Annotated in this window: 18 protein-coding genes; 15 read left to right on the top strand and 3 right to left on the bottom strand. The window is 53.8% G+C overall.

The window, feature by feature from the left end; all coding sequences use genetic code 11:
* Window positions 1-131 precede the first annotated feature (131 nt).
* From ACGHM3_RS02550 to ACGHM3_RS02610, 13 genes are all read left to right on the top strand, one after another.
* Window positions 132-1,649 carry an NAD(P)H-hydrate dehydratase gene (locus ACGHM3_RS02550; protein ID WP_345419557.1) on the top strand — a complete coding sequence of 506 codons (1,518 nt, stop codon included), beginning with the start codon at window positions 132-134 and terminating at the stop codon, window positions 1,647-1,649.
* Window positions 1,639-2,175 carry a tRNA (adenosine(37)-N6)-threonylcarbamoyltransferase complex ATPase subunit type 1 TsaE gene (tsaE, locus tag ACGHM3_RS02555; protein WP_345419560.1) on the top strand — a complete coding sequence of 179 codons (537 nt, stop codon included), beginning with the start codon at window positions 1,639-1,641 and terminating at the stop codon, window positions 2,173-2,175. Before ACGHM3_RS02550 ends, tsaE begins: the two co-directional genes overlap by 11 nt.
* Window positions 2,176-2,240: 65 nt before the next feature.
* Window positions 2,241-3,578, top strand: coding sequence for an N-acetylmuramoyl-L-alanine amidase (locus ACGHM3_RS02560; protein ID WP_390517753.1), 1,338 nt, complete (start codon window positions 2,241-2,243; stop codon window positions 3,576-3,578).
* 81 nt (window positions 3,579-3,659) lie between these two features.
* On the top strand, window positions 3,660-5,573 hold the full coding sequence (gene mutL / locus ACGHM3_RS02565; RefSeq protein WP_345419563.1) for a DNA mismatch repair endonuclease MutL: 1,914 nt from the start codon (window positions 3,660-3,662) through the stop codon (window positions 5,571-5,573).
* Between the two features lies 1 nt (window position 5,574).
* Window positions 5,575-6,555 (top strand): tRNA (adenosine(37)-N6)-dimethylallyltransferase MiaA, encoded by a 981-nt coding sequence (gene miaA, locus ACGHM3_RS02570; protein ID WP_345419566.1) that lies wholly within the window; start codon window positions 5,575-5,577, stop codon window positions 6,553-6,555.
* 123 nt (window positions 6,556-6,678) lie between these two features.
* The gene (hfq, locus tag ACGHM3_RS02575) at window positions 6,679-6,933 is read left to right on the top strand and encodes an RNA chaperone Hfq (protein WP_345419568.1); all 255 of its coding nucleotides are present in this window, start codon (window positions 6,679-6,681) and stop codon (window positions 6,931-6,933) included.
* Between the two features lie 65 nt (window positions 6,934-6,998).
* Window positions 6,999-8,321, top strand: a complete 1,323-nt coding sequence (gene hflX / locus ACGHM3_RS02580; protein WP_345419571.1) for a ribosome rescue GTPase HflX — start codon at window positions 6,999-7,001, stop codon at window positions 8,319-8,321.
* 140 nt (window positions 8,322-8,461) lie between these two features.
* Window positions 8,462-9,622, top strand: a complete 1,161-nt coding sequence (hflK, locus tag ACGHM3_RS02585) for an FtsH protease activity modulator HflK (RefSeq protein ID WP_345419574.1) — start codon at window positions 8,462-8,464, stop codon at window positions 9,620-9,622.
* The gene (gene hflC, locus ACGHM3_RS02590) at window positions 9,622-10,506 is read left to right on the top strand and encodes a protease modulator HflC (protein ID WP_345419577.1); all 885 of its coding nucleotides are present in this window, start codon (window positions 9,622-9,624) and stop codon (window positions 10,504-10,506) included. The genes hflK and hflC overlap by 1 nt, the downstream gene beginning before the upstream one ends.
* A gap of 122 nt (window positions 10,507-10,628) precedes the next feature.
* Window positions 10,629-10,817: a DUF2065 domain-containing protein gene (locus ACGHM3_RS02595; RefSeq protein ID WP_345419580.1), complete on the top strand. Its 189-nt coding sequence runs from the start codon at window positions 10,629-10,631 to the stop codon at window positions 10,815-10,817.
* Window positions 10,818-10,844: 27 nt separating this feature from the next.
* Entirely contained in the window at window positions 10,845-12,026 is a 1,182-nt protein-coding gene (locus ACGHM3_RS02600; RefSeq protein ID WP_345419582.1) for an ATP phosphoribosyltransferase regulatory subunit, read from the top strand.
* A gap of 97 nt (window positions 12,027-12,123) precedes the next feature.
* Window positions 12,124-13,422, top strand: a complete 1,299-nt coding sequence (locus ACGHM3_RS02605; RefSeq protein WP_345419585.1) for an adenylosuccinate synthase — start codon at window positions 12,124-12,126, stop codon at window positions 13,420-13,422.
* A gap of 354 nt (window positions 13,423-13,776) precedes the next feature.
* Entirely contained in the window at window positions 13,777-14,709 is a 933-nt protein-coding gene (locus ACGHM3_RS02610; RefSeq protein WP_345419588.1) for a LysR family transcriptional regulator, read from the top strand.
* Between the two features lie 32 nt (window positions 14,710-14,741).
* Here ACGHM3_RS02610 and ACGHM3_RS02615 read toward each other — a convergent pair whose 3' ends face one another.
* Window positions 14,742-15,260: a MarR family transcriptional regulator gene (locus ACGHM3_RS02615; RefSeq protein ID WP_345419591.1), complete on the bottom strand. Its 519-nt coding sequence runs from the start codon at window positions 15,258-15,260 to the stop codon at window positions 14,742-14,744.
* 925 nt (window positions 15,261-16,185) lie between these two features.
* Here ACGHM3_RS02615 and ACGHM3_RS02620 point away from each other — a divergent pair.
* Entirely contained in the window at window positions 16,186-17,685 is a 1,500-nt protein-coding gene (locus tag ACGHM3_RS02620) for an aldehyde dehydrogenase (protein ID WP_390517754.1), read from the top strand.
* A gap of 40 nt (window positions 17,686-17,725) precedes the next feature.
* Window positions 17,726-18,544: a hypothetical protein gene (locus ACGHM3_RS02625; RefSeq protein ID WP_345419597.1), complete on the top strand. Its 819-nt coding sequence runs from the start codon at window positions 17,726-17,728 to the stop codon at window positions 18,542-18,544.
* A 149-nt stretch (window positions 18,545-18,693) separates the two neighbouring features.
* Here ACGHM3_RS02625 and ACGHM3_RS02630 read toward each other — a convergent pair whose 3' ends face one another.
* Together ACGHM3_RS02630 and ACGHM3_RS02635 are read right to left on the bottom strand one after the other, a co-directional pair.
* Window positions 18,694-19,383 carry a zinc metallopeptidase gene (locus ACGHM3_RS02630; RefSeq protein WP_345419600.1) on the bottom strand — a complete coding sequence of 230 codons (690 nt, stop codon included), beginning with the start codon at window positions 19,381-19,383 and terminating at the stop codon, window positions 18,694-18,696.
* A 153-nt stretch (window positions 19,384-19,536) separates the two neighbouring features.
* Entirely contained in the window at window positions 19,537-20,865 is a 1,329-nt protein-coding gene (locus ACGHM3_RS02635; protein WP_345419603.1) for a ribonuclease J, read from the bottom strand.
* Window positions 20,866-21,022: the final 157 nt, after the last annotated feature.

A 21,022-nucleotide genomic window follows, 5' to 3' on the forward strand; every position in this document is an offset into this window, starting at 1 on the left:
TAGCCCAATTAGACAGTCAGCACTGGCAATGTCTTGGTGTAATTAATAAAAACACGACCTTCGTCTACCGTATCCTACGTCTAAATCTTCCTCTGCTATAATTTCGCCAAATTCCACTTACTAACGATGTTATGACTTCGAAAAACCTACCTCAGAACCTGTACACAGCAGACAGTGTGCGGGCTATGGATGCCTGCGCAATAAACGATCACCAAATTCCTGGCGCCGTGTTGATGAAACGTGCCGGGCGGGTGTGTTTTGGGGCTTTACAAAGCCATTTTCCCTGCGCACAAACCGTCACCGTGTTCTGTGGCGGTGGCAATAACGGCGGTGACGGCTACGTTGTGGCTGCCCTGGCCCAGGCGGCCGGAATGGCGGTGCAAGTAATTTATCTGAGCGAACCCATGGAGCTCACCGGCGACGCCCAGCGAGCTTATCAGTACGCCTTGCAAGAGGGCGTGGCCTGCCGGGCGTTTACCAGTGACTACGCCATGCCCATCCAAGGCGTGATTGTCGATGCCTTGCTGGGTACTGGTTTGCGGGGTGAGGTACGCCTGCAAATGGTGGAAGTGATCAACAAAATCAACGCCGCGGGTTTGCCGGTGTTGTCGGTGGATATTCCCAGCGGTTTGTGCGCCGACACCGGCCAAAGTCTGGGGGCGGTAGTGCAGGCGGATGTGACCTGTACTTTTATTGGGCTAAAGCTTGGCCTGCTCACCGGCGATGGCCCCAGCCTGTGTGGCCAAGTGGTGTTCAGCGATCTGGAAGTGCCCAATGCGGTGTTAACCGGTCAGCCGGTGGTAGCCCAGCGTATTCTATTGGAAATGCTGCTAATGCAGGTGCCTACACGCCGCAAAGCAGCCCACAAAGGCGATTTTGGCCACAGTTTAATTATTGGTGGCGATATCGGTTACGGCGGCGCCGCCTTGATGAGCGCCGAGGTCTGCGCACGCATGGGCTCTGGTTTGACCAGCTTGGCCACGCGCCCAGAGAACGTCACTGCTGCCAACGTGCGCGTACCGGAGGTGATGGCTATTCCCATCACTGCCGGCGTAGATGTGGAAGAATGGGTTAACAAGGCCACGGTCATTGCAGTGGGCCCCGGCTTGGGCAAATTTGCCTGGGGCGAGCAGTTATTGTTGGCCGCGCTAATGGCACAAAAACCTTTGGTGATCGACGCCGACGGGCTAAACCTCATTGCCCAGGGCATTGGTGGCCGGGTGTTAGCTCAGCGCGATGTTAATATCCCTTTGATTTTAACGCCGCACCCCGGCGAGGCGGCGCGATTGTTAAAAACCAGTAACGAAGCGGTGCAGAACGATCGTGTAGCCGCGGTAAAAGCGTTGGCTGATCAGTACAAAGCCACAGTTTTGCTTAAAGGCGCTGGCAGTTTGATTGCTGGGCCGGGTACCCCGGTAACCCTGTGCAGCGATGGTAACCCAGGCATGGCCAGTGGTGGCATGGGGGATGTGTTAACCGGTATTATCGCTGGCTTAATGGCACAATCGCTGGCACCCTTAACGGCTTTGCAACTGGCGGTAACCTTGCACGCTGCGGCAGCAGACCGACTAGCGCAACGCCACGGCCAGCGCGGTTTGTTGGCTACCGATTTAATTCAAGAGGCAAGGGCACTCATTAATGGCAAGTGAAGGCGCGCAAGGCCACCACTTTTATTTGGCCAACGCCGAAGACACCCAGGGTTTTGGCCGCGCCATGGCCGCCGCTGCCAATGATGGTGGTGAACAGCCCTTGGTGATTTTTTTGCAGGGGGATTTGGGAGCGGGTAAAACCACCTTATCCCAAGGATTTATTCGTGCGGCCGGGCATACAGGCGCGGTTAAGAGTCCCACCTATACCTTGGTGGAGCCCTACGAAAACCTGGCGACACCGGTCTACCATTTTGACTTATATCGTTTGGCAGACCCAGAGGAGCTAGAATTCCTGGGTTTTCGTGACTATTTAGAAAAACGTTGTATTCTATTAATTGAGTGGCCCAAAAAAGGTGAAGGCTTTTTGCCCCCAGCGGATATAACCATCAACGTGCGAGTAGCCAAGCGGGAACAAAATCAAGTCACAAGTGTGGGCAGGCAGGCGTCAATCGTGCCGGCAAGCCCGAGAGGCGATCAACTGCTGCAAACTCTGCTAGGTTTGTGGCAAAACCAAAACAAGGCCTAAGGTATTCCCAGGCCGCTAGGCGGCCCCGTTGCCGATAATTTCATAACGTGCAGTTAGTGATGCGGATGTACCGGTTTAACTTAAAAACTCTTTGCCGTGTGCTCGGTGGCCTCTTGTTAATGGTACTTACGGTGGCCCAGGCTCAAGCGGCGGCCGTGGATGGATTTCGCTTGTGGCGCGAAGCCGGTAACACTCGCCTAGTGTTGGACCTGTCCGGCCCGGTGGAACATCGCCTGTTTGAATTAAAAAATCCCTACCGCGTGGTCATCGATATCGATAATGCCTACCGCGCCGGTGCCGCCACTTTACCCAGCCTGAGCAAATCCCCCATCGGTTCCATTCGCACGGCCAAACGCAACGAAACCGGGCTGCGTGTGGTGCTGGATATGAACAGTGAAGTCATGCCGCGCAGTTTTAGTTTGCGCAGTAACGCCGGCAAGCCCGACCGCCTGGTTATCGATTTATTGGATGAAGCCGCGCCTACGGTCAAAACCGCCGAAATTCTCAACACCAGTAGCAATAGCCAGCGCGATATTATCGTGGTGGTTGATGCCGGCCATGGCGGTGAAGACCCAGGGTCTATAGGGCCGAGAAATCTGTACGAAAAAGACGTGGTGTTGGCCATTAGCCGAGAGCTAGCCCGGCGCATCAACGCCGAACCCGGTTTCAAAGCGGTGCTGTCGCGCCAGGGCGATTATTTTGTGCCCTTGGTAACCCGCCGGGATTTCGCCCGCGAACAGCGCGCCGATTTATTTGTCTCCATCCACGCCGATGCATTCCATAAGCCACACGCTCGCGGGGCCTCTGTGTTTGCTCTGTCGTTCAGTGGCGCGTCGTCCGAGACGGCTCGCTTTTTGGCGGCCAAAGAAAACCAGGCCGATTTATTGGGCGGTATGACCGACATTGTGCTGGACGATAAAAGCCCCGATGTGAAATCGGTGTTGGTGGATTTGTTTATGAAAGCCACCTTGCAGTCGAGCTTGGACGTTGGCGACCACGTGTTAAAAAGCATGGGGCGCATTGCCGCTTTACACAAAGACCACGTGGAGCAGGCCGGCTTTGTGGTGCTTAAGTCTCCGGATGTGCCTTCCATCTTGGTGGAAACCGGGTTTATTTCTAACCCCGGCGAGGCCAAGCGCTTGGCCACGCCGGCGTTTCGTAAAAAGATGGCCGGCCAAATTTTTACCGGCATTAAAAGTTACTTTTACGACACGCCACCGGTGGGTACCTACGTTGCTTGGCGCAAACAGGGTGGCGACCGAGACTATGTTATTGCCTCCGGCGACACCCTCTCCGAGATCGCTAAAAAGCATAATATTTCGGTTTCCGCTATCCGCGCTCACAACGGTTTAAAAAGCGATAAAATCCGCGTTGGTCAGCGGATTAAAATTCCCGCATCCTAAGCCGCCCAGCGCGGCTTGCCTGCACCGCGTAAATCATTACACTGCTGCTTTTGCCTTCACCCCAGGTAGCCTGCTGTCACCATGAACAAAATTCATCAACTGTCCCCTCGTTTAGCCAACCAAATCGCCGCCGGCGAAGTGGTGGAACGGCCCGCGTCGGTGATTAAAGAACTGTTGGAAAACAGCCTGGATGCTGGTAGCCGCAATCTGCAAGTGGATTTGGAGCAGGGCGGCGTTAAGTTAATGCGCGTGCGTGACGATGGCAGCGGCATCGACAAACAAGATCTACCTCTGGCGCTTAGCCGCCACGCCACCAGTAAAATTGTCCATTTAGACGACCTCGAAGCCGTGGCCAGTTTAGGCTTTCGTGGCGAAGCCTTGGCTTCCATCAGTTCCGTGGCCCGCTTGAGTTTGATCAGCAGCACCGGCGCTGAGCACGCTTGGCAGGCCCGCGCCGAAGGCCGCGATATGGAAACCGAAATCTCACCGGCGGCACACCCTCAGGGCACCACGGTGGAGGTGCGCGATTTATTTTTTAACACTCCGGCTCGGCGCAAGTTTCTGCGCACCGAACGCACGGAATACACCCGCATTGAAGAAGTGGTTAAACGCTTGGCACTGTCGCGCTTTGATGTTGGCTTTGGCCTGCGCCATAACGGCCGCCAAATTCACTCCTGGCGGCCAGCGCAGTCGGTGCCGGAGCAGGAGCGACGGGTGGCGCAGATCTGCGGGCCAGAGTTTATGAAAAACGCCCTGGCCATTGATATCGAACGCGTTGGGTTGCGCATTTGGGGGTGGGTGGCGCTGCCGGCGTTTTCCCGTAGCCAGGCGGACTTGCAGCATTTTTACGTTAACGGCCGTGCCATCCGCGATAAATTAGTGTCCCACGCCGTGCGTCAGGCGTTTCAGGATGTGCTGCACCATTCTCGTCACCCCGCCTTTGTGTTGTATTTGGAATTAGACCCAGCCTCGGTGGATGTTAACGTGCACCCGACCAAGCACGAGGTGCGTTTTCGCGATGGCCGCAATGTGCACAGCTTTATTTTCAGCAGTTTGCACCACGCTCTGGCCGAGGTGCGGCCGGGCGGTAACCGCGACGATGATCACAGCGAAGTCGAACCGGTATTAGAGCCCCAGGTGCAACCCCGCGGCGTGGATGTGGGGGAATTTGCCGGCCAGTCCACCATCGACTTGCGCGCCGCACCGGACCCAAACCCATCCATAGCGCCCTCGGCGTCTGTCTCAGCCGAGGCCGCGCCCTCGCTGTTCAATCGTCCTGGCGCCTTTACCGGGCAGCCTAGCCCTGCGGCGGTGGCGCAGTCTAAGGCGCGGGTGGCAGAGCAAATCGCCAATTATGGCCAGTTGCAGCCCACTGCTGGTGGCTTGCCCAGTGGTGGTGAGGGCGAAGAGGTACCGCCTCTGGGCTACGCCATTGCCCAGCTCAAGGGGATATATATTTTAGCGGAAAACGCCGATGGCTTAATTGTGGTGGATACCCACGCCGCCCACGAGCGCATAACCTACGAGCGTTTAAAAACCGCGATTAGCGCCCAGGGTGTGCAAGCCCAACCGATGTTGGTGCCCGAATCCGTAGCGGTGAGCGAGGCCGAAGCCGATTTGGCTGAACACCAAGCCGAGGTTTTTTCGCAGCTGGGGTTTGAGCTGCAGCGCTGCGGCCCAGAGGCTGTCATGGTGCGGCAAATACCGGTGGTATTGGAGCGCGCCAACGTGGCGCAATTAATCCGCGATGTGCTTTCGGATTTAAAAACCTACGGCAGTAGTCAGCGCATTCTTGAGCACATAAACGAAATTCTATCCACCATGGCCTGCCACGGCTCCGTGCGTGCCAACCGTAAGCTAAACCTGGCAGAAATGAACGCGCTGCTGCGCGATATGGAAGCCACCGAGCGAAGCGGCCAGTGTAACCACGGCCGTCCAACCTGGGCCTTAATGACCTTAAACGAGTTGGATAAACTGTTTATGCGCGGGCAATAGCATGGCCGCGGTCGCTCCCCCCAAACCGTTGGTTATTTTTGTTATGGGCCCCACGGCGTCGGGTAAAACCGCGTTGGCTATAGCACTGCGGCAGCATTTGCCGGTGGAGCTGATCAGTGTGGACTCGGCTTTGGTGTATCGCGGTTTGGATATTGGTTCGGCCAAGCCCACTGCGCAGGAGCAGGCGCAGGCACCCCATCGTCTATTGGATATCCGAGACCCGACCGAACCTTACAGTGCGGCAGATTTTTGTGCCGATGCTAAGCGCGAAATTTCCGACATCACGGCCCAGGGCAAAATCCCACTTTTGGTGGGTGGCACCATGATGTATTTTCGGGCACTGTTAGATGGCCTGAATAATTTACCAACCGCAGATAGCACGGTGCGCCAGCAGGTGGAGGCAAAGGCCCAGGCCGAAGGCTGGCCCGCAGTGCACGCTTGGCTGGCACAGGTTGACCCAGCCAGCGCTGGGCTAATGCATCCTAACCACTCCCAGCGCGTGGGGCGGGCGCTAGAGGTGTATCTGCAAACCGGGCAGCCGATGTCGGAATTGTTAAAGCAGCAGAAGCAATCGGGCCTGGAGGAAGATTACCGGGTGGCACAGCTGGCCATCGTGCCGCGGGAGCGTTCCATTTTGCATGCCAGAATAGCGCAGCGTTTTGCGCTAATGGTTGAGCAGGGGGTGGCGGCTGAAGTACAGGCGCTATACCAGCGCGCTGACCTACACCCAAATTTACCGGCGATTCGGGCGGTGGGCTATCGCCAGCTCTGGAACTATTGCGCAGGGGAATGTTCTTTAGAAGACGCCATCGAGAAAGCTATTATAGCGACTCGTCAGTTAGCCAAGCGCCAATTAACTTGGTTGCGAGGTTGGAACGAGCCGCTAGATTGGATTTATACGGAGTCTGAGCAGGGTGCACGCCTCACGGAAGCAGAAATTATTTCCCAGGCCTTGATACATCTTAATAAATACCCCGTATAATGATCCGGTGGTAATACACACGTTTGTCGTTTAGCTTGTAATCAAACTACGCATTATTTGGTGACAGTGGTGAACATACCCGCCAGTTGATTACGTTTATCTATTTTTATTTGGAGAATAATTATGTCAAAAGGGCATAGCCTACAAGACCCTTACCTTAACGTTTTACGAAAAGAACGCATCCCTGTTTCAATCTATCTCGTAAACGGCATCAAATTGCAGGGTCAGATTGAGTCTTTCGATCAATTCGTTGTACTGCTTAAAAACACCGTGAGCCAGATGGTATACAAACACGCTATTTCCACCATCGTGCCCTCTCGTCCTGTGCGTGTTCCCATGCTTAACCCTGCTGGTGAGGGCGAAACTGAAGAGTCCTAACCTAGCAGCGGCGCACCGCACAGGTTGCGGTGTGCCTGGTCTATATCAGCGAGGTTTCTTTCCGATTGTTTTTTGAACGTCCTAAATCGGGTGAGCTGGCGGTATTAGTTCACATCAAATTCAGTCAACAGTCCGAACCTGAAGACCTCCGCGAATTTGAAGAGCTTGCTTTAGCCGCAGGCGCTGACCCACTTACCTTGGTTACCGGTCAGCGAGACAAGCCTGATCCCAAATTATTTGCAGGCTCCGGCAAGGTCGAAGAGCTCGGCCAGCTTGTGCGCGATAATAACGTCGAGCTGGTGATCTTTAATCACAGCCTATCTCCCAGCCAAGAGCGCAACCTAGAAAAAGTCCTGGAGTGCCGTGTGCTAGACCGCACCGGCCTTATTCTGGATATTTTTGCCCAACGCGCCCGCACCCACGAAGGTAAATTACAGGTGGAGCTTGCGCAGCTGCAGCACATGTCTACCCGGTTGGTGCGTGGTTGGACGCACCTGGAGCGGCAGAAAGGCGGCATCGGTCTACGCGGCCCGGGTGAAACTCAGCTCGAGACCGACCGTCGTTTGTTACGAGTACGCATCAAGGCTATTTCTTCTCGGTTGGACAAAGTCCGCAGAACCCGCGAACACGGCCGTCGTGCTCGGACTCGCAATTCGGTGCCTACTGTTTCGTTGGTGGGTTACACCAACGCCGGCAAGTCAACCTTGTTTAATGCGGTCACCGAAGCTGGTGTATACGTAAAAGACCAACTGTTCGCCACGTTGGACCCCACCATGCGACGGGTAGAGCTGGATGATATCGGTGCCTGTGTGCTGGCCGATACCGTAGGTTTTATTAGCCATTTGCCGCATAAGCTGGTTGAGGCCTTCCGCGCTACCTTAGAAGAAGCCGCCAGCGCCGATTTATTGCTGCATGTGGTGGACTGCGCTGACCCAGAGCGTGATCGCAACATTGATGAAGTGAACAAAGTATTGGCGGAAATCGGCGCGGAGGAACAACCTCGGCTGATGGTGTACAACAAAATTGATTTGCACGAATACAGCATTCCACGCATCGACCGCGACGACCAGGGCCGGCCAGTTGCGGTGTGGTTATCGGCGGCTACCGGCGAGGGTGTGGCGCTTTTGCCGCAGGCGTTAACTGAGCTGTTGGCGCAAGATTTAGTGGACGACACTCTGGTGTTAACGGCGGATGAAGCGGCTTTGCGGGCTAGGTTTTATCAGCAGCACGCTGTGGTGAGCGAGCAGTTTTTGGATAACGGCGGTAGTGAAGTACACCTACGCATCCCAAAACCGGATTTGTTGCGTATTTTAAGCCATAGTAACTATCAGTGGTCGCAGCTGCGTTGGTTGGGCGGCAATGCCAATCAATCCGCAGGCTCCGACTAGCTCCTCGGCTGAACTATCTTGACGTAATAAAGGTTAACCCCAGCGGTTGGCCTTGATAGAATCCGCCTGCAACCAATATAGAGTGCGAAATAGCAGCTAAGCTAATAGGCACAGCAAGTATTACCGAATGGAGAGAATTTATGGCCTGGAATGAACCGGGTGGCAACAACCAAGACCCCTGGGGGGGGAAGAAAGGTGGTGACGGGCCGCCGGATTTGGACGAAGCGTTAAAGTCTTTCCAGGATAAGATCGGCAAGATCTTTGGCAGCAGCAAAGGCGGTGGCAGTGGCTCCGGTGGCGCATCCATGGGCAGGTTACCTATCGGCATATTGTTGGTGGTGTTGCTGGTGGTGTACTTTGTGGCCGGTTTCTATAAGGTAAACGAACAAGAGCGTGCCGTTATTTTGCGTCTTGGCGTCTACAAGGAAACCAAATCGTCTGGCCTGCATTGGAACCCCGCTTTCATTGACGAAGTCATTCAAGAAAACGTCACTCGCAAGCGTTTCCACAGCACCCAGGGCACCATGCTCACCGAAGATTTAAACATCGTTGATATCACCCTGTCGGTGCAGTACATCATCAGCGATGCGCGCGACTTTGTGCTCAATGTTAAAGAGCCGGAGGTGAGCTTGCGTCAAGCCACGGATTCTGCCCTGCGTCACGTGGTGGGCTCCAATGTCATGCACGAAGTCCTCACCGAGGGTCGTGCTGCCATTGCCGTGGACGTGCAACAGCGCTTACAGCAATACCTAGATGCCTACACCACCGGCATTTTGGTGGATACGGTGAATATCGAAAACTCCGCGCCTCCGCGTGAGGTCCAAGCCGCATTCGATGACGTCAACAAAGCCCGAGAAGACGAAGAGCGCGTTAAAAACGAAGCCCAAACCTACGCCAATGGCATCATCCCTGAGGCCCGCGGTCGCGCCCAGCGCACCATTGAAGAAGCCAACGCCTATCGCGACCGTGTCGTCGCCCAGTCAGAGGGTGAGGCCAAACGCTTTGAGCAGCTACTCACCGAGTACAGCAAAGCGCCGGAAGTGACCCGCGAGCGCCTCTACTTAGATGCCATACAAGACGTTATGGCCAACACCTCAAAAGTGATGGTGGACGTGGAAGGCGGCAACAACATGATGTACCTGCCGCTGGATAAAATTGTTGAACGCAGCCAAGCCAATCTCGGTGGTAACCGAGTGGAATTATCTCAGCAGGTGATTGACCAGCTGGTGGACCGCACCACCGAGCAGGTTCGCCGAGAGATTATGAGCAGCAGCCGCAACACAACAAGGAGTCCCCGCTAATGAGTGGCCGTAATTTAGTTTTGTTAGTCGTCCTAGCGGTGGCGGTGTTGATTGGCTACAACAGTTTGTACATCGTCAAAGAAACCGAGCGCGCCGTTATGCTGGAATTTGGCCGCCTGGATCAAGCCGATATTGCGCCGGGTTTGCATTATAAAATCCCGTTGGTGCACGAGGTGCGCATGTTTGATGCGCGTATCCTAACCTTTGATGCGCAACCAGAGCGTTATCTCACAGTGGAGAAAAAAGCCATTATGGTGGATTCCTTCGCTAAGTGGCGCATCCGTGATGTAAACACCTACTACACCTCCACCAACGGTGAAGAGACCCGCGCCGAGCGCCTTTTGGCTCAGCGTATTAACGAAGGTTTGCGAAACCAGTTTGCCCAGCGCAGCTTGCTAGAGGTTGTGTCCGGTGAGCGCGACCAGCTCATGGTGGACCTGATCGAATCGCTAAACAGATTCACCAATACAAGCCTGGGTATCGAAGTGATAGATGTGCGAGTTAAGCGCATTGAACTGCCAGAGGATGTTAGTGGCTCGGTATTCTTGCGTATGACGTCGGAGCGCGAACGTGAAGCCCGAGAGCATCGCGCTAAGGGTCGTGAGCAGGCTGAGGTCATCAAGGCCGATGCCGATCGTCAGCAAGCGGTTATTGCTGCTGGAGCCTACCGCGATTCCGAGTTAATTCGTGGTGAAGGTGACGCCAAAGCAGCTGCCATTTACGCGTCTGCATTCAACAAAAACCCGGAGTTCTACAGTTTTGTGCGCAGCCTTAACGCTTATAAGGAAACTTTCAGCGGCGCCGGAGACTTTATGCTGGTAGACCCAGATAGCGAGTTCTTCCGCTATTTGAAGGACCCCAAGGGTGAAACCAGTCAACCTTAAGCAGGGCTAACCCTCCGCGAGATAATCGTGGTATCATCCGCAAAACCGGGCGTGGCCCGGTTTTTTTGTGTCTGTACGCTGCAGCCATTGGCTAACGCGAACTAACTCGTAACAAGCTACCTATGTCGCATACTTTGCTTCAAGCCCTTTGCCTAGTGTTGGTTATTGAGGGTATTTTGCCGTTTCTGTGCCCTCGCATTTGGCGCCAGGCCATGGCCCAGGCCGTGGTATCTCCGGACAGGCAGTTGCGCATTATCGGTTTGGTGAGCATGTTAACGGGTGCAGGCGCCCTTTATTTGCTTAAGTTTTAACACCAAATTCGGTAAGAGATGCGGTTTATGAGTTACGCCGACCGTTGGCAATTGCCCGATGGGGTAGAAGAAATACTGCCTGACGCCGCGCTGCGTATCGAAGCGCTGCGCCGCCAGCTATTAGATCTGTACCAGTGCTGGGGCTATGATCTGGTGATCCCACCCATGATCGAGTACACCGACTCACTGTTAATCGGCCTGGGTCAAGATATCGACCTGCTTACCTTTCGGTTAACCGACCAGCTCAGTGGCCGCATGATGGGTATCCGCGCTGATATTACACCGCAAATAGCGCGTATGGATGCTCACAGTTTTAAACGTGAGGGCACCAGCCGCCTGTGCTATGCGGGCCATGTACTGCACGCCAAGCCAAAAACCCCCTTGGCCACCCGCTCACCGATTCAAGCCGGTATTGAGCTATTCGGCGAGTCCAGTTTAAACGCAGATATCGAAGTCATATCCCTGTTGCTGGAGTCGTTGGATACCGCCGGCATGCCCCAGCTGAACATGGATTTAGGTCACGTAGCGGTTTACCGATCGCTGGCACAAGCGGCTCAATTGAGTGCCGGTCAAGAGCAAACTTTTTTTGATCTGCTGCAGAAGAAATCCGCCGCTGATATCCAAAACTGGATTAGCACCCACATTAGCGACCAGCAACACGCTACCTGGTTTGCCGAGTTGCCCGAACTGGCCGGTGATATCGCCGTACTGGATCGCGCCCGCAATGTATTGGCCGGTGCACCAGCGGCAGTATTCGGTGCCATTGATGACATGGCCGCGATTGCCCAAGTGGTGCAAAAACGCTGGCCCCAGGTGCAACTGCATTACGATTTGAGCGAAGTACGCGGTTATCACTATCACACCGGCATTGTTTTTGCGGCGTTTGCGCCTGGCTTTGGTGGTACCATTGCTCGCGGCGGACGCTACGATAGCATTGGCCAGGTATTTGGCCGAGCCCGGCCGGCCATTGGTTTCACCGTGGATATTTCCACCGTTAACCGGTTGTTGGTGGCCAACAAAGGTGTCCTGCCGCAACAACCGGTATTCGCGCCATATTCGGATGACCCAGCTCAATGGCAAGCCATACAGGAGCTGCGTCAAGCTGGCCGCAGAGTGATTTGCGCCCTAAACCAACAAGAAGTTGCACCTTCCGAGTGCAGCCATCGTCTCGCCCGTGCAGGCGAGCAGTATCAGCTAGTTGAACTTTAGTGCTTAAGCCACCGCTTTGGGCGGTTAGCTGAGCAAACACACTTTCACATGGCCCAGTTGCGCTGGGCCCCGGTAGCGGAGAAGTAAAAGACAAGCCATGGGTAAGAACGTTGTTATTTTGGGCACCCAGTGGGGTGACGAAGGCAAGGGCAAGATCGTTGATCTGCTCACCGATCAGGTTTCCTGGGTAACTCGTTTCCAAGGAGGCCACAACGCTGGCCACACTTTGGTGATCAACGGTGAAACCACCGTTTTACACCTGATACCGTCCGGTATTTTGCGCCCTGGCGTGCGCTGCCTGATTGGTAACGGGGTAGTGTTATCGCCAGAAGCCTTGTTGAAAGAGATGAAAGAGCTCGAAGATAAAGGCATCCCCGTGCGAGAACGCCTGTTATTATCGCCTGCTTGCCCACTGATCTTGCCGTACCACGTTGCCTTGGATCAGGCCCGAGAAGCCGCCAAGGGCGATGCCAAAATTGGCACCACCGGTCGCGGCATCGGCCCTGCCTACGAAGATAAAGTTGCCCGCCGTGGCCTACGCTTGGGCGATCTTCTCGACCCGAAAGGCTTTGCCGAAAAACTGGCCGAAGTAATGCGCTTCCACAACTTTGTGTTAAAAGAGTACCTCGGTGCCGAGCCGGTGGATTTCCAAGCCACCTTGGACAGCGCCCTGGCCTGGAGTGAAGAACTAAAACCACTCATCGCCGATGTTACCGGTTTGCTGCACGAGGCTCGTGAGAACAACGAAAGCATTCTGTTTGAAGGTGCTCAAGGTTCTTTGTTAGACATCGACCACGGAACCTACCCGTTTGTAACCTCCTCCAACACCACCGCCGGCGGTACCGCTACAGGGTCCGGCTTTGGCCCGCTGTATTTGGATTACGTCCTAGGTATCACCAAGGCCTACACCACCCGCGTGGGCTCTGGTCCTTTCCCCACTGAATTGGCCTGTGAGATTGGCGAATACCTGGGCAAAAAAGGCCATGAATTCGGAGCCACCACCGGCCGGAAGCGCCGCACCGGTTGGTTTGATGCGGTAGCCGTGAAGCACGCCATCCGCATTAACTCCATCACCGGCATCTGCCTTACTAAGTTGGATGTACTGGATGGCTTGGAAGAAGTAAATGTTTGTGTGGGCTACCAAGATGCCGATGGCAATGCCATGCCTGTGCCTTGCGATGCCGACGGCTGGGCTAGTGTGAAGCCCGTGTACGAAACATTGCCAGGTTGGTCCGAAACGACCTTTGGCGCCAAGTCACTGGATGAGTTGCCCCAGGCCGCCCGCGATTACATCAATCGCTTGGAAGAGCTGATTGGAGCGCCGGTTGACATCGTTTCAACCGGGCCAGACCGGGTAGAAACTATTGTCCTGCGCCACCCATTTGAGCAAGCCTAATACGCGCTAGGCCATAGCTTCAGCAAGCCCTCGAAGGAAACTTCGGGGGCTTTTTGCATTGGGGGGTTAAATTTAGGGGGGGTAAATTTAGAGCAAAAAAAACCCGCTGTTAGGCGGGTTAACATATTTTTGCTAGCGGGAGTGACAAACTCTCATGGCCGATCAGTTCGGCCAAACTTGAATCTCAGCAGGTTCAGCTGCTGCGACATATCGATTCACGTTGGAAGTGATATGTGTGTAAGATTAGTGCGCGCAACCTTATTCCGCAAATGGTATATTTTCCGACGCAAGATGAATATAATTCATTTTAGTTGACGGTGATGTAACCGTTCGACCTCATACTTTGGTAGGAATGTGGATCTCAAAACGCTGGCCCAAATCGACCTAAACCTGTTAGTGGTTTTGCAAGTGATGCTAGAGGAGGGCAGTGTCTCTGGGGCGGCAAAACGCCTATTCCTAACGCAATCAGCGGTCAGTAAGGCGCTGGGTAGGCTGCGCGACCAATTCGACGATCCGCTGTTTACTCGCACCAGTAATGGCATGGTGCCCACGCCCAAAGCCTTGCAATTAAAAGAGCGCCTGCCTGCCGTACTCACCGCTATGCAGGGTTTGATTACGCCAGACATATTCCACCCAGAAAAAACCAAAGCAGTGATTCGCGTGGCCATGGGTGAGCACGCCGGTATCTTATTATTGCCACCTCTGATCGAGCTGCTACAGCGTCACGCCCCAGGGGTAAAGTTGCAAGCTCTAAACCGTGTGGAACACCAGTTAGACCGCCTAGCCACAGGCGAGCTGGATTTTGCCATCCATATGCAACACCAGCGTTACCCAGCCGAGTTTAAACCGGCACAGCTGTTTAAAACCTCGCAAGGGCTAATGGTGAGGGAAGGGCACCCGTTGGTTGGTCGGCGGCCAGAAGATGTGGATATGAAGCAGCTCAAGTTTGTGCGGCTGATATTGCCCGATGCCAATGAATTGGAGTTTTTGGCCAATATAGATGTGGCTAAGCGGCATATCGCCGAGGCCAACACCGTATTTGAGACGTCTCACGTGGCTTCTGCCGTGGAGGTGGTGCGGCGGACAAACTGCGTTTTGCCTATCCCAGAAGTACTCTCGCTGGATGCCATGATCACCCGTGGCACAACTTGGTTACAGTTCAATCCGTTTGGTGATTTTTCTATTAACTATGCCTTGGTAAGCCATCTTAGAACGGAAAGTTCGCCTTTGCACCGGTGGGTGGCCGAGCAAATTCAGACGGTTACCGCCCGTATTATTGGAACCTAACGCTTACTTCTTTTATGTCGAGAAAACCAAAATTAAAACGTGTGGCCGCCTTGCTTTTTCACAATTTTATTCAGTAATTTCATCAGTTGGTCGAGCTCATGGCCATCTAGGCAGTGATGTAAATGATGATAGTAACTGCGATCCAGCTCGGAGTTTACCAATTCGTAGAGTTTATTGCCTTCTTCGGTAAGGGCTAACCTTTTGCTACGCTGGTCGGTTTCGTTTTGCCAACGATTCAGCAGGCTTAACTTTTCTAACTTAGCAACTAGGTGCGATAAGCTGGGGCCGAGAATGCAGGTCATTTTTACCAGCTCGTGGAAACAGCAACCAGGGTGCTCTTGCAGGGCTTCAATAATGCGCCATTGCTGCTCGCTTAAACCAAAATCCTGTAATGCCGTGCGTAGGTGTGGCAAAAAACTACTGCGTGCGCTCAGTAGGAGGGTGGGTAGTTTCTTGGGCTTGTTCATTTTCTCGCTTAAGCTGTCGCCATTGATCTGTGAAGTGTTTGCAGTGCTTCGGTTAAGGGATAATTCAATTGCATTGTTTGGCATATCGTTTTAACCACAGTTTGTTTTTTTATTGGGCGCTAAAAAGAAGTAGGTAATTATTTTGCCGTGGCAGTATCTGCAGCTAAGAGGTATTTTCTGCAGACGGCAGCTAGCATGCTCCGCGTAAAGCAATAATCGTTGGGAATTTGAGTGTAATGGTTCTGTAAGAATGGTTGCGTCCCTGCCTGTAAAAGTGAACTACCGCTCTGCGTAGTTTGGTTGCTCGGTATTGTCCTGCTGAACTCCGGTATTCTGTATTTGTCTTTTTAAGCGAGTTGTTTGGGCCTTAACGCGGTCTGTTAGCGAAAGCCTAAACACACATGCCGCCGAAATGGCTTTTGATATTCGGGAATCAATTGCTTATGCAATTGCGTTTTATTCCGGTAAATTTTCTATAGCTGTTTTGCTGTTTTGCTGTTTTGCATAATTACATGTTTGCGCCGCTGAGGCGTCGTCGAACAGCGCCTAACCTTTAAAAGGCTGGTCTAACGCGAATAATACAAACGTACAGAACAAACAACGTTATTGGCAATAAATTTTAAGCTTTATCACTCGTAAGTATTAACAGTGGATAAGTCATTTACTTTTCTAGAACAGGCCGGTTTGTCTATCAAAGTCGACATTTTAATGAGTAAAGTGAGCGTTTGCTCACGCTAGGGTCTTAGTCAGAGGAGCCAGCCAGTTGCTGAGATCTCTCCGGGGCCTATTTTCGACGGGCATGGGTATAGTGCCCGCTAAATATGTTGTTAATACGCACGAACAAGCGGATCATATCAGGCTCTAAGAAAAACACCGCCTCAGGGTAGACAGTTTTTACATTTTGGTTACATTACCTTGAGGTTAACCGGTTCAACGAGGCAGATAACTGTGCTCTAGTCGCAGTGTCGAACATCGTTGACCACTGACGCCCCTCGGACGAGCAAAAGAGGTGATCGTGAGCGATCTACAATACTGGCAATCACAGGCAGAAGCCATATTGATTCCAAACCGCATTATTATCAACGCACAAAGCCGCCACGCATTGAGCGGTAAAACCTATGATTGCATCAGTCCCATTGACGGCAAAATTTTGGCCGCCATTCCCGATTGTGATGAGCAAGACGTCAACCAAGCTGTGGCCAATAGCCGCGTTGTGTTTGACGAAGGAAGCTGGGCTATGTTGGCCCCGGCCAAGCGTAAAAAATGTCTGCTGCATTTTGCCGAGTGTGTGAGTGCTCACGCCGAAGAATTGGCCTTGCTAGAAACGCTGGACATGGGTAAGCCCATCAGCGATGCCCTGGCGGTAGATGTGTCGGCAAGTGTGCGATGTATACGCTGGCACGCAGAGGCCATAGATAAAGTCTATGGCGAAGTGGCACCTACGGCCAACGATGAACTCGGCATGGTAACCCGCGAACCACTAGGCGTTATTGCTGCCATCGTTCCGTGGAATTTTCCGTTGTTGATGGCGTGCTGGAAAATCGCTCCAGCCTTAGCCACGGGTAATTGCGTGGTATTAAAACCTTCGGAAAAATCACCCCTCACCGCGTTGAGGCTTGGTCAAATTGCACTGGAGGCGGGCTTACCGGCTGGCGTACTCAATGTAATTACCGGTTACGGTAAAACCGCCGGCGAACCGTTGGCCCAACACCCCGACGTAGACGGCTTGGTGTTTACCGGCTCAACCGCGGTGGGTAAGCACTTACTCAGTGTGGGCGCGCTGAGCAATATGAAGCGTACCTATGTGGAATGCGGTGGCAAAAGCCCCAATATCATATTTCCCGATGCGCCGAACCTCGATAAAGCCGCCAAAGCAGCGGCCAGTGCCATCTTTTTTAACCAGGGTGAAGTGTGCACGGCTGCGTCTCGCTTACTGGTGCACAACAGTATTAAAGACTCGTTTATGGCGAGTGTTGCCGAGGCAGCGCGTGCCATGGAACCGGGTAACCCATTAGACCCAGCCACACAAATGGGGGCGCTGGTGGACGAAAGCCAAATGCAACGAGTGCTGAACTACATAGATGTGGGTAAGCAAGAGGGTGCCGCGTTATTGCACGGTGGCGCACAGTCGCTGGTGGATACCGGAGGTTTCTACGTACAGCCCACCATTTTTGATGCCGGCACAAATAAGCTCACCATCGCTCAGGAAGAAATCTTCGGCCCAGTGTTAACTTGCATTGGATTCGACACCGAAGAAGAAGCGCTGGCCATCGCTAACGATACGCAATACGGTTTAGCCGCTGCCGTGTGGACATCCAATTTGGCTCGCGCCCATCGCGTGGCAAAAGGATTAAAAGCCGGCTCGGTTTGGGTGAATTACTACGACGGCGGCGATATGACCGCGCCTTTCGGCGGCTTTAAACAATCCGGCAACGGGCGTGATAAATCCCTACATGCGTTGGAAAAATACACCGAGGTTAAAGCTACTTGGATCAACTTGGCGGATTAACGTTACAGGCTAATTCGGCAGGCAGGCCTCAGGTATAAGTATGCGGATAAAAACCGTACTAGTGGCCGCCGCTGCTTCACTGCTGGTGGGTTGTTTTACGCCTAAAAGCCAATGGCTGGCCGTACAGCAACCCGGCGCTCGCTCGCCGGGGGATTATTCTGGCTTGGAGTCATTTTTAGCAACTCCCAAGCTGGTAACCGCAGGCCAAGTTAAACGTTGGTGCCGGCAAAAATCCCCTGTGCGTGTGTTGATTTGGGGGCAGAGTATTGCGGAGCAGTTCTCGGCCGAGGCCATTAAACAGCAGCTACAAAGTACTCGCGATGGTTGTGAGTTTGAGGTGCGCAACGCCGCGCGCGGTGGCTGCGTTGCGCAATGCCTCACCGGTGAAATTCCCTGGCGTGCCGGTGGTGTTGCACAGCCGGTGGATTATTTTGCCAAAGACGTAATACCCTTTCGGCCACAGCTGGTAATTTTTCACGTCTACGGCAGTCATATTGCCTACAATGAATTGATGGCTCGGTTTCATCAAGAAACCAAAGCCCGGGTGCTGCTGTTAACCGACCACATCAGTGCACAGCCCGACACTCAATCCTGGAGCGATACCATGGCCTGGCAACATCTGCCAGCAATCGCTGCGGACCACGGCTTTGTAATCGCCGACAGCCGCCTGGCTTGGCGGCAATATCTTTACGAAACAAATCTACCGCCCCAAGCGTTACTGCGCGATAAAGTGCATTTAAACCAAGAGGGCGAGGCGCTGTATTTGTATTTTATTTCTCACGCACTAGTGGGCGGAAAAAACAGCAGCGTAGCAGTGCGTTTGTCGATGCCGCTGCTTTCATTGAGCTCCTACCACTAAAAATCGCGTTTACTAGCTATCATCAAAGTTAGAGAAATAAATATCCTTTCCTAATTCAAAAAAGAGTTTTTCTAAGTAGCGGTGAAAATAATTTGGTGGTTTAAAACAGCTCAGTCATTGTTTCTTTTTTTGTTTTGTCGCTGGTTTGCCTAGCGCCGTAGTACCGCCAGCCAACGCCCAAGGTTTAATAAGCTCGCCAGGGAGGCTGCCACATAGGTTAGGGCAGCGGCTTTGAGTATTTTGTTGGCGTGGGGTAGGTCGCCTGGGTGGAGGTAATTGCCTTGTTTTAACATTGGCAGCGCTTTGCCAAAGCTTGCGTCTAGTTCTACCGGTAAGGTAATAAAGTGAACCAGCGTGCTTAGTAACATGGAGCCGATGGCAATGGCTAAACAAAGTGCGCCTAAAGCGGGTGAGCGGGCCAGTACCGTAACCACCGGTGCAACCAGTATTACTGCGCTGCCCACTTTTTGCCCGGTGGCGGCCAGTTTTGCCAGGCGCAGTCGGTTGCGGAACAGGTGTTCGTTGCGGGCATGTTGAATTGCGTGGCCAACTTCGTGTGCGGCTACGGTAATGGCCGTCAGTGAATGGCCATGGAATTTGTCTTTGGTGAGGCGCACCGTGGTGGTCAGTGGATCGTAGTGGTCGCCCGTTTCGGTGGGTTCTACGCCAACGTGCTGCAAATTATTTTGGTCCAATAAATGGCGGGCCAGCTCTGCGCCGGTGCCCTTATCGGCATAGCGATCTTTCGGGGTGCTGTATTTGGCCAGTATCCGTTTCACCCACAGGCCGGGCAAAATAATAGCGGCGAGAACAATAAGGGCGATTACAACAAATATCATAAATTTTAATCGAGCAGTGTGTTATTGCTGGGGCGTAGCTGCGGTATTGCTATTCTATGTCTAGCGCAAACGGCGCCGGTTTGCACTCTGGCTTTTAATTAACTGACGATTGCCACCTAGGCGATACGCACTCACGGCAAAGGCGGCTTACTCTCAACGGCGTAGCTCCCAGCGGCCTGTGTTCACAGCACCGCGCTTTATGCTGGGCTTACCGGCTAATTGGTATAAATCGCCGTTGCGGCCGTTAAGCTGAACCGGCACGCCCAATTGTTTTGCCAGTGCGGCATGGGCATCTAAGTGATGCGGCTCACCGTGAACCGGCAGGGCAATGCTGGGGTTTATCCATTGGTACATGGCTTTTAATTCATCGCGGGCGGGGTGGCCGGAGGCGTGGATGGGTGGCTCGTTGTCTTGTTCGTGAATCACCGTAACGCCCATGGCGGTAAGTTTTGCGTCCAGCACGGCCAGCTCGCGCTCATTACCGGGGATAACACGAGAGCTAAAAATCACCGTGTCACCCGGGGTGAGGTCCAGATCGGGGTGGTTGCCGTTGGCTAGGCGGTACAATGCCGAGCCTAACTCGCCCTGGCTGCCCGTGGCAATGGCCAGCACTTCGTTGGCCGGCAGGTAGCCCAGATGGGCTGCGGGCACCGGCTCACGCTGGGCGTTCCAAAGGTCTGCCGCCCGCGCTGCGCGGTAATAATTGCCCAGCGAGCGCCCCAATAATGCTGGATAGCGGCCGGCCGCCATGGCGATGTGCACCAGAGTTACCAGCCGCGCCACATTGCTGCCAAAACAGGCCACAACCACCCGGCCTGTGGCTGCCTCTACCTTAGTCAATAGCTCGCGGAATAATTCACCCTCGCTGGGTGAATGGCCTGGCACGGTAGCATTGGTGGAATCACACACCATGGCCAAAATGCCGCGCTTGCCAATGCGTTGGTAGGTGGCGGCGTTATAGGCCGGGCCGACTATTGGGTCGGGGTCGAGTTTCCAATCGCCGGTGTGAAATACCGACCCCAGGGGCGTGCTGATCACCAGCCCCTGGGATTCTGGGGTGGAGTGGGTCATGGCTACCCATTCGGCCTCAAAATTCCCCAGGGTGATTTGACTGCCGGCGTTGACGACGTGTATCGGCACACGCTCTAACAGTCCTGCCTCGGCCAATTTGCGGCTGAGAATAGCTTCAGTAAAGCGCGTGCAGTACACCGGGCAACGCAGCTCTGGCCAGTGCTCGGCCACCGCGCCCACGTGGTCTTCGTGGGCGTGGGTGATGAGTAACCCGCGTAACCGTTCTCGGCGGGCGGCAATAAAATCGGAGTTGGCAGTGATAACCCGTTTGCCGGCCACTTCTCGGTCAAAGCCGATGCCGCAGTCCACCATCAGCCACTCACCGTCGTGGCCATAAAGGCTCATATTCATACCAATTTCGCCGCACCCGCCCAGGGGTAAAAACCAGAGGTCGTTGTTGGTAGGAATCATAGCGTCTCTTTGCTTGCTCTCTTGCTAATGTGGTACTGGTAAATCCCACACCATAACATTTCCTTGTGGGGGAACGTAGTTGGGGATTGTCTTTCTATCCATGGACGTTATAAGCGATACATGGGGCGGTTGCGACAATAACATCTGTTGCTGAGCC

Source organism: Halioxenophilus aromaticivorans (assembly GCF_042850945.1).
Classification (GTDB): domain Bacteria; phylum Pseudomonadota; class Gammaproteobacteria; order Pseudomonadales; family Cellvibrionaceae; genus Halioxenophilus; species Halioxenophilus aromaticivorans.

What these genes read in the sequence shown, in the direction of transcription:
- hflC (WP_345419577.1), top strand. Translation starts at nt 9,622, where the DNA reads ATGAGTGGCCGTAATTTAGTTTTGTTAGTCGTCCTAGCGGTGGCGGTG.
- ACGHM3_RS02630 (WP_345419600.1), bottom strand. Translation starts at nt 19,383, where the DNA reads ATGATATTTGTTGTAATCGCCCTTATTGTTCTCGCCGCTATTATTTTG.
- ACGHM3_RS02635 (WP_345419603.1), bottom strand. Translation starts at nt 20,865, where the DNA reads ATGATTCCTACCAACAACGACCTCTGGTTTTTACCCCTGGGCGGGTGC.
- ACGHM3_RS02560 (WP_390517753.1), top strand. Translation starts at nt 2,241, where the DNA reads ATGTACCGGTTTAACTTAAAAACTCTTTGCCGTGTGCTCGGTGGCCTC.
- hflK (WP_345419574.1), top strand. Translation starts at nt 8,462, where the DNA reads ATGGCCTGGAATGAACCGGGTGGCAACAACCAAGACCCCTGGGGGGGG.
- ACGHM3_RS02600 (WP_345419582.1), top strand. Translation starts at nt 10,845, where the DNA reads ATGAGTTACGCCGACCGTTGGCAATTGCCCGATGGGGTAGAAGAAATA.
- ACGHM3_RS02625 (WP_345419597.1), top strand. Translation starts at nt 17,726, where the DNA reads ATGCGGATAAAAACCGTACTAGTGGCCGCCGCTGCTTCACTGCTGGTG.
- ACGHM3_RS02550 (WP_345419557.1), top strand. Translation starts at nt 132, where the DNA reads ATGACTTCGAAAAACCTACCTCAGAACCTGTACACAGCAGACAGTGTG.
- hfq (WP_345419568.1), top strand. Translation starts at nt 6,679, where the DNA reads ATGTCAAAAGGGCATAGCCTACAAGACCCTTACCTTAACGTTTTACGA.
- miaA (WP_345419566.1), top strand. Translation starts at nt 5,575, where the DNA reads ATGGCCGCGGTCGCTCCCCCCAAACCGTTGGTTATTTTTGTTATGGGC.
- ACGHM3_RS02605 (WP_345419585.1), top strand. Translation starts at nt 12,124, where the DNA reads ATGGGTAAGAACGTTGTTATTTTGGGCACCCAGTGGGGTGACGAAGGC.
- mutL (WP_345419563.1), top strand. Translation starts at nt 3,660, where the DNA reads ATGAACAAAATTCATCAACTGTCCCCTCGTTTAGCCAACCAAATCGCC.
- ACGHM3_RS02615 (WP_345419591.1), bottom strand. Translation starts at nt 15,260, where the DNA reads ATGCCAAACAATGCAATTGAATTATCCCTTAACCGAAGCACTGCAAAC.
- tsaE (WP_345419560.1), top strand. Translation starts at nt 1,639, where the DNA reads ATGGCAAGTGAAGGCGCGCAAGGCCACCACTTTTATTTGGCCAACGCC.
- ACGHM3_RS02595 (WP_345419580.1), top strand. Translation starts at nt 10,629, where the DNA reads ATGTCGCATACTTTGCTTCAAGCCCTTTGCCTAGTGTTGGTTATTGAG.